Source organism: Pseudomonas sp. 43A, from assembly GCF_013363935.1.
Lineage (GTDB): Bacteria > Pseudomonadota > Gammaproteobacteria > Pseudomonadales > Pseudomonadaceae > Aquipseudomonas > Aquipseudomonas crudilactis.
Window position 1 is genome coordinate 4,066,501 of record NZ_CP054880.1, and the last position, 13,531, is coordinate 4,080,031.

General features: G+C 54.8%; 17 protein-coding genes and 1 pseudogene. 13 read left to right on the forward strand and 5 right to left on the reverse strand.

The annotated features are described in order from the left end of the window. The first annotated feature begins 8 nt into the window (after window positions 1-8). From HUW52_RS17720 to HUW52_RS17735, 4 genes are read left to right on the forward strand one after another with little or no spacing between them, the layout of a single operon-like run. Window positions 9-980, forward strand: coding sequence for a tetratricopeptide repeat protein (locus HUW52_RS17720; protein ID WP_026000618.1), 972 nt, complete (start codon window positions 9-11; stop codon window positions 978-980). A 32-nt stretch (window positions 981-1,012) separates the two neighbouring features. Then, window positions 1,013-1,945, forward strand: a complete 933-nt coding sequence (locus HUW52_RS17725) for a tetratricopeptide repeat protein (protein WP_175554422.1) — start codon at window positions 1,013-1,015, stop codon at window positions 1,943-1,945. A 5-nt stretch (window positions 1,946-1,950) separates the two neighbouring features. After that, window positions 1,951-2,922 carry a tetratricopeptide repeat protein gene (locus HUW52_RS17730; RefSeq protein WP_175554423.1) on the forward strand — a complete coding sequence of 324 codons (972 nt, stop codon included), beginning with the start codon at window positions 1,951-1,953 and terminating at the stop codon, window positions 2,920-2,922. Further along, a complete protein-coding gene (locus HUW52_RS17735; protein WP_246375986.1) occupies window positions 2,868-3,896 on the forward strand; it encodes a tetratricopeptide repeat protein in 1,029 nt (342 codons plus the stop codon). Before HUW52_RS17730 ends, HUW52_RS17735 begins: the two co-directional genes overlap by 55 nt. Before the next feature lie 108 nt (window positions 3,897-4,004). Here the strand turns inward: HUW52_RS17735 and HUW52_RS17740 are convergent, their stop codons facing one another. Continuing rightward, complete coding sequence (locus tag HUW52_RS17740; RefSeq protein ID WP_007912147.1) at window positions 4,005-4,301, reverse strand: hypothetical protein; 297 nt, start codon at window positions 4,299-4,301, stop codon at window positions 4,005-4,007. Between the two features lie 496 nt (window positions 4,302-4,797). Here HUW52_RS17740 and HUW52_RS17745 point away from each other — a divergent pair, with 496 nt between their 5' ends. Next, a complete protein-coding gene (locus HUW52_RS17745; RefSeq protein WP_016985200.1) occupies window positions 4,798-5,067 on the forward strand; it encodes a DUF2790 domain-containing protein in 270 nt (89 codons plus the stop codon). Between the two features lie 89 nt (window positions 5,068-5,156). Then, window positions 5,157-5,555, forward strand: a complete 399-nt coding sequence (locus tag HUW52_RS17750; RefSeq protein ID WP_026000451.1) for a hypothetical protein — start codon at window positions 5,157-5,159, stop codon at window positions 5,553-5,555. Here the strand turns inward: HUW52_RS17750 and HUW52_RS17755 are convergent. After that, entirely contained in the window at window positions 5,552-5,821 is a 270-nt protein-coding gene (locus tag HUW52_RS17755) for a DUF1652 domain-containing protein (RefSeq protein ID WP_007912157.1), read from the reverse strand. The two genes, HUW52_RS17750 and HUW52_RS17755, sit on opposite strands and share 4 nt — an antisense overlap. A gap of 367 nt (window positions 5,822-6,188) precedes the next feature. Between HUW52_RS17755 and eco the strand changes: the two genes are divergently transcribed. Both eco and HUW52_RS17765 read left to right on the forward strand, forming a co-directional pair. Continuing rightward, window positions 6,189-6,674: a serine protease inhibitor ecotin gene (gene eco, locus HUW52_RS17760; RefSeq protein ID WP_150730142.1), complete on the forward strand. Its 486-nt coding sequence runs from the start codon at window positions 6,189-6,191 to the stop codon at window positions 6,672-6,674. Between the two features lie 21 nt (window positions 6,675-6,695). Beyond that, window positions 6,696-7,001, forward strand: a complete 306-nt coding sequence (locus tag HUW52_RS17765) for an NIPSNAP family protein (RefSeq protein ID WP_064362707.1) — start codon at window positions 6,696-6,698, stop codon at window positions 6,999-7,001. Between the two features lie 30 nt (window positions 7,002-7,031). Here the strand turns inward: HUW52_RS17765 and ilvA are convergent. After that, a pseudogene (gene ilvA / locus HUW52_RS17770) lies at window positions 7,032-8,021 on the reverse strand (threonine ammonia-lyase, biosynthetic); the annotation flags it as partial. Window positions 8,022-8,270: 249 nt separating this feature from the next. Here ilvA and HUW52_RS17775 point away from each other — a divergent pair. Both HUW52_RS17775 and HUW52_RS17780 read left to right on the forward strand, forming a co-directional pair. Then, complete coding sequence (locus tag HUW52_RS17775; protein ID WP_175554425.1) at window positions 8,271-8,609, forward strand: DUF2834 domain-containing protein; 339 nt, start codon at window positions 8,271-8,273, stop codon at window positions 8,607-8,609. Between the two features lie 218 nt (window positions 8,610-8,827). Continuing rightward, window positions 8,828-9,268: a hypothetical protein gene (locus tag HUW52_RS17780; protein WP_175554426.1), complete on the forward strand. Its 441-nt coding sequence runs from the start codon at window positions 8,828-8,830 to the stop codon at window positions 9,266-9,268. A gap of 76 nt (window positions 9,269-9,344) precedes the next feature. On the opposite strand, the gene HUW52_RS17785 is transcribed toward HUW52_RS17780, so the two are convergent. Further along, a complete protein-coding gene (locus HUW52_RS17785; RefSeq protein ID WP_175554427.1) occupies window positions 9,345-10,118 on the reverse strand; it encodes a class I SAM-dependent methyltransferase in 774 nt (257 codons plus the stop codon). 159 nt (window positions 10,119-10,277) lie between these two features. On the opposite strand from HUW52_RS17785, the gene HUW52_RS17790 reads away from it, so the two are divergent. From HUW52_RS17790 to HUW52_RS17800, 3 genes are all read left to right on the forward strand, one after another. After that, window positions 10,278-10,811, forward strand: a complete 534-nt coding sequence (locus tag HUW52_RS17790; RefSeq protein ID WP_175554428.1) for a tetratricopeptide repeat protein — start codon at window positions 10,278-10,280, stop codon at window positions 10,809-10,811. A 63-nt stretch (window positions 10,812-10,874) separates the two neighbouring features. After that, a complete protein-coding gene (locus tag HUW52_RS17795; protein WP_219342024.1) occupies window positions 10,875-11,357 on the forward strand; it encodes a sigma-70 family RNA polymerase sigma factor in 483 nt (160 codons plus the stop codon). Further along, window positions 11,357-12,118 (forward strand): transcriptional regulator, encoded by a 762-nt coding sequence (locus tag HUW52_RS17800; protein WP_175554429.1) that lies wholly within the window; start codon window positions 11,357-11,359, stop codon window positions 12,116-12,118. The genes HUW52_RS17795 and HUW52_RS17800 overlap by 1 nt, the downstream gene beginning before the upstream one ends. Window positions 12,119-12,229: 111 nt before the next feature. Here HUW52_RS17800 and HUW52_RS17805 read toward each other — a convergent pair whose 3' ends face one another. Beyond that, complete coding sequence (locus HUW52_RS17805; protein WP_175554430.1) at window positions 12,230-13,531, reverse strand: ATP-binding protein; 1,302 nt, start codon at window positions 13,529-13,531, stop codon at window positions 12,230-12,232.

Below are 13,531 nucleotides of genomic sequence, written 5' to 3' on the forward strand. Positions count from 1 at the left end.
AGATACCAATGAAACTGATGACTGCAGCGTTAACGTTGTTAACTATAATAGCAACTGAGTCATCTGCTCTTACGCACGAACAGTTTCAGGCAAAAATCCAGGGCATTGAACTCTACAATCAATACAAAGCCATTTCTGCGATCGATTTTTTGAAAACCGCCGCTGACGGCGGAGATGATGAGGCGCTTTACTATCTGGGCGAAGCGTTAAGAAAAAATAACCGCTACATGACTCCGGAAGCTAAAAAAGCATACGAAAGCTCCGCAAAAAAGGGGAATATCTACTCTATGATTCGCCTTGGGAGAATTGAAGACGACTTGTGTTCAACCATGAATAACTGTCCACCAGGTGAAGACTCTCCTAGCAGCTGGGCAATTAAAGCTAAAAGCCTTGCAATTCAACGAGCAACGCAGGGAGATAGCGAATCAATGTACCTGTTATATGAAATGACAGGCAACGATGACTGGTTGGAGAAGTCAGCAGAGAACGGATTCGCATTTGCGCAGTTCCGTCTGGCGACAAAGTACCAAGAAGGAAAAGGTTCATTTTTACTACCCTCGAGACGCAACCAAGCTATCGAACGATGGATGAAAGCGTCTGCTGAAAATGGTTATCCACTTGCAATGATGGGGTTAGCCGCCATCATGATCGAAAAAAATGATTTAGCCTCGTTCAGAAACTGGAACGAAAAAGCAGCTGACTCGAGCTACGTAGAAGGTGTATTTGGATATGCATCCTACATAGGCGAAGAAAACTCAAAATACGGTTTCGCATTCGACCCAATAAAATCATATGCTTTACTTTCAAACCTGCTGGAACTTAATGGTGGAGGCAATGTAGTACGAGACGTCAATGACACATTACCCGGCATAGAAAAAAACCTGTCAAAAGAGCAAATAGAAACAGCAAAAGAGCTCGCAAAAACGTGGAAGGCCAATCACCCGCCTCTCTCGTTCTACCCTGACAAGCTAGGTTATTAATAGCAGTGCGAGCATTTAGAATTATTTTAGCAATGCTGATCGCCGCTCTATCTGCAAACAGCTCAGCACATTCGCAAACAAATGAATCAACCCTGGGAGTGGTGTTATACAATCAGCTAAAATTGGACTTGGCGATTCCCGAACTAAAAAAAGAGGCCGATTTAGGGAATGTGAATTCGCAGTACTACTTTGCCGAGGCACTTCGAAAGCGAAGTCGGTACATGACTGCTGAAGCGCAGCAATGGTACGAAACCGCTGCGAATAATGGTTCTATATTTGCAATGATTCAGCTAGGCCGCCAAAACGATGACCTCTGCAGAAAAATGACCAATTGTCCCGCGAGTAAAAAATCAAGCGCTGATTGGTTGATTCAGGCTAGAAAAATGGCATCAAGCACAGACACCCCTGAGTCTTTGTATTTAATGTATGAAATAACTTCCGATCGTACTTGGTTGGAAAAATCTGCAAACGCAGGTTATGCGCTCGCGCAATATTGGATGGCCGTCGGTGATCGACAAGGTGAGGGATTTTTTCTTATACCTGGAAAACGTGATGAGGCCATCAGCAAATGGCTGAAAGCTGCCTCTGAAGGCGGCAACCCAAAAGCAATGATGGAATACATTGAGATCCTGTATAAGAAAGGCGATCTTGAAGGGGTGCGCCATTGGCTTCAGGCAGCAGCTGAAACGGGCGATCAAAAAGCAATTAGCAGTTATGGCTCTTACATTGCCCATGCACCCGACCAAGTTGGTTATCCCCTCGATCTTGTTAAAGGTTATGCACTGATTAGCCTTCTGAAAGAGCTGGATGGTGGAGGCGCGATTCAAGATTTCGTTCAAGATACTCTCGAAGAAATTGGGAGCAAAATGACGCCTGAACAGCTAGAGAACTCAAAAGCTGTCGCTGAGGAATGGAAAACCACTCACCCACCGCTCTCCTTCTTCCCCGAAAAGCTAGGCAGATAACTAGAATGACAAGATTTTTGTCTTGGCCTTTATTAATTGCTCTTTTTTCTTGGGCAGAACCAAGCCTGGCGGCAGACAGCGCCCCTGAAAAAGTTTCAGGATTAGTTCTATACAACCAACTCAAAATTAACGCAGCGACTCAACAACTCCAAATTGAAAGCAACGACGAAAACTCGGACTCTCAATACTATTTGGCGGAAATCATTCGTAAAAAAATTCGTTACATGGCCCCCGAAGCGCAACATTGGTATGAAAAGGCAGCACAAAAAGACAATATCTATGCAATGATTCAACTGGGCCGACACAAAAATGACTTTTGTCAGAAGATTGGCAACTGCCCTCCATTCAAGAAAACCCAAGCGGAATGGTTTGCACAAGCTAAAGGATTAGTTCTACCAAAGGCGCAGGAAGGCGATCCCGAATCCTTGTATCTAATGTATGAAATCACTCTTAATCGTGAGTGGTTAGAGAAATCCGCAAACGCAGGATACTCGCTCGCGCAGTACTGGATGGCGGTCAGCGAACGTCAGGGCGAAGGTTTCTTCTTGATTCCTGGAAAACGTGATGCATCTGTAAAAAAATGGCTTTTGCTTTCGTCGGAAGGCGGATATCCAAAAGCAATGATGGATTACCTGGAAATTTTACATAGAGAAGGCGACACAGCGAGTATTCGCCAGTGGCTTGAGTTAGCAGCCCGCAGTGGTTACCAAGTGGCAGTAAGCAGCTATGGTGCCTATATTTCCCACACTCCAGACAAACTGGATTACCCCCTAGATCTAGTTAAAGGTTATGCGCTTTTTACATTGCTTAAAGATCTAGGTGATGCTGGCGGAATCGGAAGATATGTTGAGCGAAAAGCTGAAGAAATTCGCGAGAAAATGACACCAGCACAGATTGAAGATTCAGAAAGAATAGCTAAAGAGTGGAAAACCACTCACCCGCCACTCTCATTTTTTCCGGACAAGCTAGGATATTAACGCCAGTGAGGCCATTTAGATATTTTATTATCGCGACATTTTTAACAAGTGCCACACTTACTTTTGCGTCGCAGCCAGCGCACGAAGTATCTGCAGGCATTATTTTATATAATCAGCTAAAGCTTGATGCAGCCTTTCCTGTATTAGAAAAAGAAGCGCAAGCTGGAAACGTGGAATCGCAATACTACCTAGGCGAAGCGCTAAGAAAGCGCAACCGATACATGACGCCCGAAGCACAGCGCTGGTATGAAACGGCTGCGATGAATGGCTCCATATACGCGATGATTCAGTTAGGCCGCAAAAATTCGGATCTGTGCAAGATAATGGATAACTGCCCTGCCAGTTCCAAGAGTCCTGCTCAGTGGCTTGCGTATGCAAAAGAACTAGCGTTGGCAAAAGCGAAAAGCGGTGACGCTGAGTCTTTATTCTTGATGTATGAAATAACTTTGAATGACGAATGGCTTGAAAAGTCAGCAAACGCTGGTTATCCACTTGCGCAGTATTGGATGGCGGTGAGTGTGCGGCAGGGGAAGGGATTCTTTTTTATCCCTGGGAAACGCGACGAATCGGTCCGAAATTGGTTAAGGCTTTCGTCAGAGGGTGGATACCCTAAAGCGATGAATAACTATCTGGAAGTTCTTTACAGAGACGGCGACATCCAGGCGGTCCATCATTGGCTAAAAATTGCAGCTGAAACTGGCGAGCAAGATGCCATGGGCAACTATGGTGCTTACATTTCGCATACACCAGATAAAATTGGCTACCCACTGAATCTAGTCGAAGGCTATGCAATGTTTTATCTAATGAAAGACTTGAATGACGCCGGGGGTATCCAAGACTATGTTGACGGCAAGATAGAAGAAATTTCTGAGAAGATGACACCCGAGCAAATCGAGCAATCAAAAGTTTTCGCAAAACAGTGGAAAGACACTCACCCACCCCTCTCATTTTTCCCTGACAAACTAGGAGATTGACCGCAGCCCCAGCGGTTAGTCGCACAACGCCTCGCTTGCATTAACCGGCAGCAAGTGAATCAGCCCACGTAAATTCGGCTGTTCACCCCTGCCGTTTTCACTAGCCCATCAAACCGGCGCCTTCCAACTCAACATCTGCTGCTGCGCCACCTGCAGCAAATCATTGCCATCCTGCGTCAGCAGGTAAAGCGCATGGGTTATGTGTGGAATGTCTTGCACGTCGGCGTGTTTGAAGCACAGGCAATGCAAGGTTTCGAGTAGATCGGCGGCGGCGCGGATGCGCTGGACGGCGGCTTCGAGGATGTCTTTCGGGTTGGCTTGGGTGTCGATGAGCAGTGTCGGGGTTTCGGTGACGTTGCTGCTGAGGGGGAGATAGCGGTTTTGTAGCAGTTTGATTATCGGCATAGGTGATTACTCAATTGGGGCGAAAGTAACCGCCAGCACTGTGACCAAACAGTGGGAGGCGGACTGTGTGCAGGCTTGGTCAACCGAGAACAACCCCAACTCAGCTCGCCCGAAGGCGTCCTGCACACAGCCGCCACAGCTATGCACCGCACGGACATAGATGTCCGCAGCGCAAATGATGGCACATCTGCAATAAGGGAAGTTATCAGGTGACCAAACCCGAACCACTGATTTTGCAGCGGCAACCGACGATAACCGCCCCGCTCCAGCCGCCGGAAGCAGACAAGGCACCAGCCTTTGTAGGAATTCGCCAAACCTTCCAGAGAAAACCGCCGCACTCCCTGACAGCCGGCGTTCAGCTCGGTTAACCATCCCTTAACGCCGTGGTCAAAAACTCTACTGAACCGCACGCCCTCAGCCGTTTTGGCTGTTGCCCAGTGCGGCAGGTTCGGGTGCATCACGCCGAACGCTAGAACCGCCACTCGGGAGTCCTTTCATGAACATTCGTCCTTTATTGCTCACCGCCGCCCTCGCCTGCACCGCGTTTGCCGGGCTGGCCCAGGCCAATGACACTTCCGCCACGTCCAAAGCCGTGCCGTATGAGTACGGCATGCCGCTGCATGTGGCCAAAGTGGTGTCGTTGACCGAGCCACCAACGCAACTGTGCAAAGTGGTTACGGCCGACATGAAGTACATCGACAACGCCGGTAAGCCTGAGGAAATCAGTTATCGGAAATTGTCTGACGCGTGCAACTTCCAGAACTGACAGAAACGTCTGATTTGCGGTTTTGCGGTAGGCGTGGGGTGTTTCGGCGGTTATGCTCGGAGCCCTCCTCACTGCCGCAAGGATTCGCCATGCAGTTGTCGTTTCGCACGTTGTCGGGCTTCACGTGTTCGTTGTGTTTTTTGCTGGCGTTGGCCTGGGGCGTTTTCCCGGAGAGGCTGCTGGCGATCTGGAGCATCGAGTATTCCGACGCTGCCGGGTTTGTCGCGCGGCGCAGTGCGGTGCTGTTTGCGGCGTTGGGGGTGATGTTTTATCTGGTGCGCAACGCACCGCCGTCGCTGGGGCGCAATGCGCTGAGCAACGGCTTTATCGTCGGTTGTTTTGGTTTGGCGGTGTTGGGGTTTGCGGAATGGCTGAACGGCCATGCCGGCCCCGGGATTCTGCTCGCGGTGCTGGTCGAGTTCGCGCTGGGCCTTGGTTTTGTGCAGGCCCGGCGCGTGACGGTCGAACTGGGTGAAACGGTGCGTTAGACGACTCTGGAGCGTGGGCTGTAGTGATGTTGCACAGTTTGCTGGTTCAGATCTGAGCGCAGCCCGGCGATCAGTTCGTTGATTTCACGACAGCCGTTGAGATGGCTGGCGTCGATGCCACTGACCAGCAGATCGACCTGATCGGTCTGGTGATCGCCGAAAACCTTGACGGTCATCGACAAGTCCGGCGACAGCGTGCACTGGCAGCGTTTCGGCAGAAAGCTGCTTTCAATGATATTGCGTAGTTCCAAGGCAGACAGAAACATGGCGAAACCCTCTCCTTACTGTGAGATGCCAATCAAGTATTCACGCTGACCGTTGCTGCTCCTGCACGGGTGTGTCCCCGCTGTTTCCCTGGTGCGACAAGCGGTGGTACTGCGAAATGCCCATTGGAGTGTAGGCGCCCAAGGCCGGTGCGCCGCACTGAAAAGACGCATAAAGCGTGCCTTTCATCGGTTCATTTTCTCCCTCATGAAATCAGGCACTTGGCGGCGGTGCCAGTATTTGGCTACTTGCAAATTGCAAGAATGGCCTCGGCGGGTACTGCAATTTGCAACTCGACGCTGGTTTGCAATCACGGCCCATGACGGTAAGAATGCCCGTCATCCACCCTACACCCGCACGGAGGCTTCCATGGGTTCTTTCCGCGTTTACGCGACCACCGGGCTGTTCATCGCCAGCCTGTCCACCCTCGCCCACGCCGCCAAGCTTGAAGACGTCGCGCCGTACCCGAAGGCTGAAGCCGGGTTCACCCGCCAGGTCATTCACTTGCCCAAGCAAGAACAGGAAGAGAACTTCCAGGTGGAAATCCTCGCCGGCAAAACCCTTGAAGTGGACTGCAACCGCCAGCGTTTGGGCGGCGTTCTCGATGAGAAGAATCTTGAAGGTTGGGGTTATCCGTTCTATCGACTGGAAAAGGTCATTGGGCCGATGAGCACGATGATGGCCTGCCCGCCCGGCAGCCAGAAGAAACGCGCCTTCGTGCCTGTCGTCGGTGACGGCTTCATGCTGCGGTACAACAGCAAATTGCCGGTCGTGGTGTATGCGCCGTCGGACGTCGAAGTGCGATATCGCATCTGGTCGGCGTCGGACAAAGTCGGTACAGCACTGCAGGAATAACCCGAACAAGGAGTGCGTCGTTTGATTACCTGCCACGTCCGATATGTCATCGATCCATACCAGTTGCCCGAGTTCGAGGCATACGCCAAGGCCTGGCTCGGCATCGTCGAGCGCTTGGGCGGCACTCATCACGGCTATTTTTTGCCGTCCGAAGGCGCGAGCAACATCGCTTATTGCCTGTTCAGTTTTCCGTCGCTGGCGGATTACGAAAGCTATCGGCACATCGCGATGACCGATCCGGAAAGCACCGCACTGGTGGCCAGCCTGGTCGAGAAGAAGTTCATCGTCAGCTACGAGCGCAGCTTCCTGCGCCCGTTACTGCCGTAAAACGCTTCACGCCGAGACGCTGCAGACTGCGGCGCGCTCGGCGACATGGCGCAGGCTGTCGAAGTTGATATTGGCGCCCGAGTCGATTGCCACGAATGTCTGCTCGCGCACCCCGGTTCGCGCTACGTATTGCTTGATTCCCGCCACGGCCAAGGCGCCGGAAGGTTCGGTGATCGAGCGGGTATCGTCGTAGATATTCTTGATCGCTGCGCAGAGGTCGTCATTGCTGACGGTGATTACCTCGTCGACGCAAAAGCGGCAAACCTCAAACCCGAACGCGCCGATCTGCGCTACCGCCACGCCATCGGCGAAAGTGCCGACGCTGGGCAGCACCACGCGCTGATCCGATTCCAATGCAGCCTTCAGGCACGCTGAATGTTCCGATTCGACGCCGATGATCCGCACTTCCGGGCGCAGATATTTGACGTAAGCCGCGATGCCGGCGATCAGACCGCCACCGCCCACCGGGATGAAGATCGCGTCCAGGGTGCCTTGATGCTGGCGGAGGACTTCCATCGCCACGGTGCCCTGTCCGGCGATTACCTCCGGGTCATCGAACGGTGACACGAAGGTGCATCCGGTCTGTTCCGCCAATTGCAGCGCATGGGCCAGTGCGAACGGGAAACTCTCGCCATACAGCAACGCTTCAGCGCCGCGACTGCGCACACCCAGCACTTTCAGTTCCGGCGTCGTCGCTGGCATGACGATGGTCGCTGCGATGCCCAGCTCGCGCGCAGCCAACGCCACGCCTTGCGCGTGATTGCCAGCCGATGCCGTGATCACCCCACGCGCCTTCTGCTCGTCACTGAGTTGCACCAGTTTGTTGTAGGCGCCACGGATCTTGAAGGAGAACGTCGGTTGCAGGTCTTCGCGCTTGAGCAGAATCCGGTTGCCCAGCGCCTCCGACAGCGCCGGCGCCGCTTGCAAAGGCGTGCGCACCGCGAGGTCGTACACCGGCGCGGCGAGGATCTTTTTCACGTAGTGCTCAAGCAGGGTTTGTTGATCGGGGCTGTGCGGCATGGTCGTCTCCTGACATTTTTCAAAACCCTGGAGACAGAAAGTAAAAACCCGCCTCTAGGGCGGGTTGGGTGCTGCAGTCGTGAGCTAGCCCGCCAAATGAGGAATGGCGGTAATAATGCTTGGCTGGCAGCGCGATACAGTCGAAGTCATGGGCTGGAAATTAGCCTGTGCGCTAATGGCAAGTCAATGGCCAATTTTGCGCGGTGACGTTAGTCTGGCGACTCTCTCATCACACCAAGGAAGGATTGCATGATGTCTATCGCCCTGCCCCTCACGGCTTTGCTCGCGTTCAGCGGTTACACCGTTTCGGTGATGCTGCAGGCTGAACAGTCGTTGATCGATTTTGGCATCAGCCTGATGTCGCGGCCCGATACTGCGCAGGTGGTGATTGATCTGTATCTGCTGGCGACTCTGGCCGGGGTGTGGATGGTCAAGGATGCCCGGTCGCGTGGGCAGTCGGTTTGGTCGGTGGTGCCGTATTTGTTGCTGACGGCGGTTTTTGTCTCGGTTGGGCCGTTGTTGTATCTGGTGGTGCGTGGGGTTCGCGAGCGCAACAGGAAGGCAGTGGATCTGGCTCGGGTGAGTTGATCCGGGTTATCGGATGCCGGGTAGATTGCCTTCGCGAGCAGGCTCGCTCCCACAGGGGTTGGTGTCAGCACTGGCAAGGTGTATGTCGTTCAAGAATGCCTGATCAACCCAGATGTCAACTGTCAAGTCTGACAGTTATGCCGCCAACCCTGATGCGGTAACTTTAGCCTTCACCGGGAGCTTGCTCCCTTCGAGGTCATACGTCAGGAGCATGAGCGATGAGTGATTCGGAGTACACATCTACAGGAGAGTTTTCTGCCGAGACGGAAGGTGGTGAACGCTTGTTGTTTCATACGACCTTAGTGAATCTGGCCATCAGCTCTCGCCCGGTGCCTGTCCCTTTTTGGCAAGCTATTGGCGATCAGGAATTCGACGGACCGCTTCCGCGGCGACACGCCTATCTGAGTGTCTATTTCCCTGTGGGGGTAACGGCAGGGACCTATCCGCTGACCAGGGACGGCGACTTTCGAGGAAGCTATGCGGTCGGCACTCTTGGTGATGTGGAGTCGTACTATTCAACATCAGGACAAATAACGCTAACTATCGTGCCGTCAGAAGAAGGTGAGCAAGTGGAGGGCACAGTGTTTTTTACAGCTCTGAATGAAAAAAACGGGCAGCAAGTCTTTATCAAAAATGGCAAGTTCAACATGACAAATTAGACCTTTACCTCGGCTGCAACCAGAGCCGGGGTAAACATTGACTGGGTTAGCCCGGCGTTCTCGCAACCCGGCTGCCTCAGCCCCGCTTAATCGCAACATACGCCGCCGTTTCATACGGCACCGTCACCACATCCCTGTCACGCAGTTCCGGCTCGGCGGTAATCAACGCACGAATCTGCTCATCGACCTTTGCCCGCTGCGCATCCGGCAGTGCGGCGATGAAACTGGTTGAGCGCACTCGATTGAATATCACGTCTTCCGGCGAACCCGTATGAGCATGGTGGAACCGCTCAACCTGCAGCGCTTCGAACGCCGGGTGCGGAAATGCTGTGCGCCAGGCGCCGGTGTAATAGCGCGGCGTGTCAGCTTCCAGTGCGTTGACGATGGCGTCCAGTTTCGGCACCCAACTGACCTGGGTGTCGCGCAGATTCCAGATCAACCCCAACTGGCCACCGGGCTTGAGTACCCGGGCGATTTCCGTCAGCGCTTCGCTGCTGGCGAACCAGTGAAACGCTTGTGCGCAGATCACCACATCGACTGAAGCGTCCGGCAACGGCAGGTCAGTCGCCGTACCGCTCACGGCCAGCACATCGGGCCATGCATCAGAGAGTTTCTCCAACATCTGCGCTACCGGCTCAACCGCGATCACTTGCGCGCCGGTCGCCACTAGACGTCCGGTGAACTTGCCGGTGCCGGCGCCCAGATCGATCACGGTTTTATGACGATCCAGACCCAGGGTCGCATTCAGCCACTCAGTCACCTGCGGCGGATAGTCCGGCCGACCTTTCACATAAGTGTCGGCAGCGGTTTTGTAGCCCGCAGCGGCTGAATGATGGACGTGATCGGTCATGGCAACTCTCCTTACGGCAAAACATCGGATCGACGGCAGACGCTCCCGAGCATAACGCTTGAATTTACGCTGAACTTGAACAGTCACTGATAAAGCAATGAATAAAAATTCACCCTGTGGTGTTCAATGTGAAACATAACCCCTTGTGGAGCCTTGCCCATGACTATCCGTTCCGTTATGTTCGCCGCCCCGTTGCTGCTGGTCGCGGCGATGGCCAGCCAATTGGCCTTGGCCAATGGTGATGAAGAAGCGCCGGTGCAGAAACCGGAATGCCCGAAAGGCCAGGTCTGGGACAGCAAAACGCAGAAGTGTGTGCTGCAAACCAGCAGCCTGCTGCCGGACGCTGACCGTACCGATTACGCCTACCGTCTCGCCAAGGTCGGTCGCTACGAAGAAGCCCTGGCGCTGCTCGACACGCTGAAACAACCGAACACCGCCAAGGCTCTCAACTATCGCGGATATGCAACGCGCAAGCTGGGAAGAACAGACGAAGGCATCGGTTATTACCTGCAATCGGTGAAGCTTGATCCGCAATACGCGCAAGTGCGCGAATACCTCGGTGAGGCCTATGTGATCAAAGGCCGCGTCGATCTGGCGCAGGAACAGTTGCAGCAGATCAAATCGATTTGCGGTACGTCCTGCGAGGAATACCAGGACCTGGCCGAAGCCATCAACGTTTCATCAAAAACCTGAGCATTTATAAGGGCAGCCATCATCGTCAGCGATCAGGCCTTCAGAGCAGAACTCGGACAGCATCTGGCGCGACTGTGGCGTTACGGTTTGCTGCTGTCGCGCAATCGGCATTTGGCCGAGGACCTGGTGCAGGCCACGTGTGTGCGGGCGCTGGAGCGCGCCGGTCAATACGTCGCCGGCACGCGTATGGATCGCTGGTTGCTGAGTATTCTGCATTCGATCTGGCTCAACGAAGTGCGCGCTCGCCGCGTGCGTCAGGGCGCGGGCCAGGTGGATGCCGATGGCCAACTGGCGTTCGATGGCGAGTATGCGGCGCAGACTCACGTCATGGCCGCGCAAGTGATTCGCCGCGTCGATGCGTTGCCCGAAACCCAGCGCGAAACCGTGTATCTGGCCTATGTCGAAGGTTTGTCCTACCGCGAAGTCGCCGAGATCCTGCAAGTACCGATCGGCACGGTGATGAGTCGCCTGGCCACCGCCCGCCTGAAACTCGCCGAATACCCGCCACTGCAGGCTGTGCCGAAATCCACCGAAGGAGACCGTTGATGAACACACCTTCGGATGAACAATTGGTCGCCTACCTGGACGGCGAACTTGACGGCGGATATCGCGATCAACTCGACAGTGCCATTACCGAAGATCCGTTACTGAGCCTGCGTGTGCAATGGCTCAGCCGCAGCAACCTGCCGTACAAGAACGCTTATGACGAACTGGCTCAACAGGCGCCGCTGGATCGCCTGCAAGCGCGGCTGGATGCCATTCCTTCACCGCAACGTCCGGGCTTCAGTCGCCGCTGGTTTATCGGTGGCGCCGCAGCAGCGCTATTGGCCGGTGGCGTGGTGGCCGACCGCTTGTTCCTCGGCTGGCATGCCGCGCAATCGAACAACTGGCGCGTATTGGTCAGCGACTATATGGCGCTGTATGTGCCGCAGACGCTCGATCATCTGCCCACCGACGAAGCTTCCCAACGGGCGCAACTGCGCACCGTCGATGCGCGCCTGGGCCTGAACCTTTCGCCAGCGACTTTGAAGCTACCGGGCGCTGAATTCAAACGGGCACAAATGCTTGAGTACGACGGTGTGCCGATTGCGCAGATCGTTTATCTGGATGCGAAGCATGGGCCATTGGCGCTGTGTGTCACGCGCTCAAACAGCGGCAGTCGGCCGTTGGCCCATGAGCGTCGGCGTGAGATGAATGTGGTGTACTGGACAGAGCGTGAGCATGCGTGGATGTTGATTGGCCGTCATTCGTCGGCGGAACTGGAGCAGCATGCGGGACTGGTGCGCGCGCAGCTGCTGAAAGTGTAAGAAAACTGCAGGCCTGCGCCGTCTCTAAATCGCGGACAACCAGCGCTGAAGTGGGCGACTGATTCGGCGCCTTCGCGAGCAGGCTCACTCCTACAGGGAATTCTTCGCAGGCTAGACGGTAGTGGGTAACCACAATCTGAAGCGCGCACCGCCCAACGGCGAAGACTCAACCGTCAACGTGCCACCCTGCGCTTCCAGTGCGCGACGGCTGATCGCCAGACCAAGACCAAACCCACCCGTAGCCCGATCCCGACTGCGATCAAGTCGATAGAACGGCTCGAAAATCCGCTCACGCTCATCATCGGGAATGCCGATGCCGTCATCATCGACCCAGATCTCACAGCCCTCGGCATTGACCTGCACGCCAATCTGAATGCGTTTTTCGCAATAGCGCATGGCGTTGCGCAGCAGATTCTGGATCGCCCGCGCGGTCAGGCGTGGATCGAGCGAGAATCGTTCGAGCTGACCGTGCAGCAAAACATCAATGACGATCTCCGGCGATTCCAGCTCTTCATCGACACTGCCCAGAATGCTGTCGATGAATTCATCCAGCGACACCTCGACCTGCTCCGGCGTTTGCGCCGGATTCTGCAAGCGACTGTATGACAACAGCTCCAACACCAACTCATCGAGTTCGCGGATGTGCGCGACCAGTCCCAACAAGCGCTCGCGACTGGCAGCCGGCAAATCGTCCGAGAGCGCCAGCGCCAGACCGAAATCCAGACGCGTCAGCGGCGTGCGCAGTTCATGGGACACGGCGTTGAGCAGATCACGTTGTTGGTTGAGCAGGTTTTCGATGTCACCGGCCATGGTGTCAAAGACATTAGCGAGGCTGCCGATGTTTGAGCTTGGGGCGATTTCCGTGCGCTCGCTCAAATGGCCCTTGCCAAAGCGTTCGGCGGTGCCTTTGAGCCGTTCCAGATCACGCCAGTGGGGGCGCAGCCACATCAGCAGGCAGGCGAGCAGCGTCGCGCCGACCAGCACATTGATGCTCCAGTACAACAGATTGACGTCCATCGGGTCCGGCGGCACGACCATTTGCACGGCCGAAATGTCGTCCAGCGGCGTCACCGCCAGCGTGCGCCAGCCCCAATCGCCAATGCGCACGACGTTTTCACCACGGCGCAGGCGCTCCTGCTCGATAGCGGTGAACTCGGCATCGTCGATCCGCGCGAGAACGATGTGCAGTGGCTGGAAATCCTTGTCCATCGACGCCGCCAGCGCCGGCCACTGCGCCTGCGGCACGGCGTGAAACTGGCGGGTAATCAGCGATTGCAGACCCCGCGAATAATCGAGGTTGTAAGTGACAAAGCGATCCCGGAACGCCATGACCACCAGATCCGGCACCAGATAGATCGCCGCGCTGTAGGAGACGATCGTCACCAGATACAGGCGAAACAGGATGCGAAACAT

Coding starts and splice junctions, on each gene's coding strand:
- HUW52_RS17720 (WP_026000618.1), top strand. CDS start 9: ATGAAACTGATGACTGCAGCGTTAACGTTGTTAACTATAATAGCAACT.
- HUW52_RS17725 (WP_175554422.1), top strand. CDS start 1,013: ATGCTGATCGCCGCTCTATCTGCAAACAGCTCAGCACATTCGCAAACA.
- HUW52_RS17730 (WP_175554423.1), top strand. CDS start 1,951: ATGACAAGATTTTTGTCTTGGCCTTTATTAATTGCTCTTTTTTCTTGG.
- HUW52_RS17740 (WP_007912147.1), bottom strand. CDS start 4,301: ATGCCGATAATCAAACTGCTACAAAACCGCTATCTCCCCCTCAGCAGC.
- HUW52_RS17745 (WP_016985200.1), top strand. CDS start 4,798: ATGAACATTCGTCCTTTATTGCTCACCGCCGCCCTCGCCTGCACCGCG.
- HUW52_RS17750 (WP_026000451.1), top strand. CDS start 5,157: ATGCAGTTGTCGTTTCGCACGTTGTCGGGCTTCACGTGTTCGTTGTGT.
- HUW52_RS17755 (WP_007912157.1), bottom strand. CDS start 5,821: ATGTTTCTGTCTGCCTTGGAACTACGCAATATCATTGAAAGCAGCTTT.
- eco (WP_150730142.1), top strand. CDS start 6,189: ATGGGTTCTTTCCGCGTTTACGCGACCACCGGGCTGTTCATCGCCAGC.
- HUW52_RS17775 (WP_175554425.1), top strand. CDS start 8,271: ATGATGTCTATCGCCCTGCCCCTCACGGCTTTGCTCGCGTTCAGCGGT.
- HUW52_RS17780 (WP_175554426.1), top strand. CDS start 8,828: ATGAGTGATTCGGAGTACACATCTACAGGAGAGTTTTCTGCCGAGACG.
- HUW52_RS17785 (WP_175554427.1), bottom strand. CDS start 10,118: ATGACCGATCACGTCCATCATTCAGCCGCTGCGGGCTACAAAACCGCT.
- HUW52_RS17790 (WP_175554428.1), top strand. CDS start 10,278: ATGACTATCCGTTCCGTTATGTTCGCCGCCCCGTTGCTGCTGGTCGCG.
- HUW52_RS17800 (WP_175554429.1), top strand. CDS start 11,357: ATGAACACACCTTCGGATGAACAATTGGTCGCCTACCTGGACGGCGAA.
- HUW52_RS17805 (WP_175554430.1), bottom strand. CDS start 13,531: ATGTTTCGCATCCTGTTTCGCCTGTATCTGGTGACGATCGTCTCCTAC.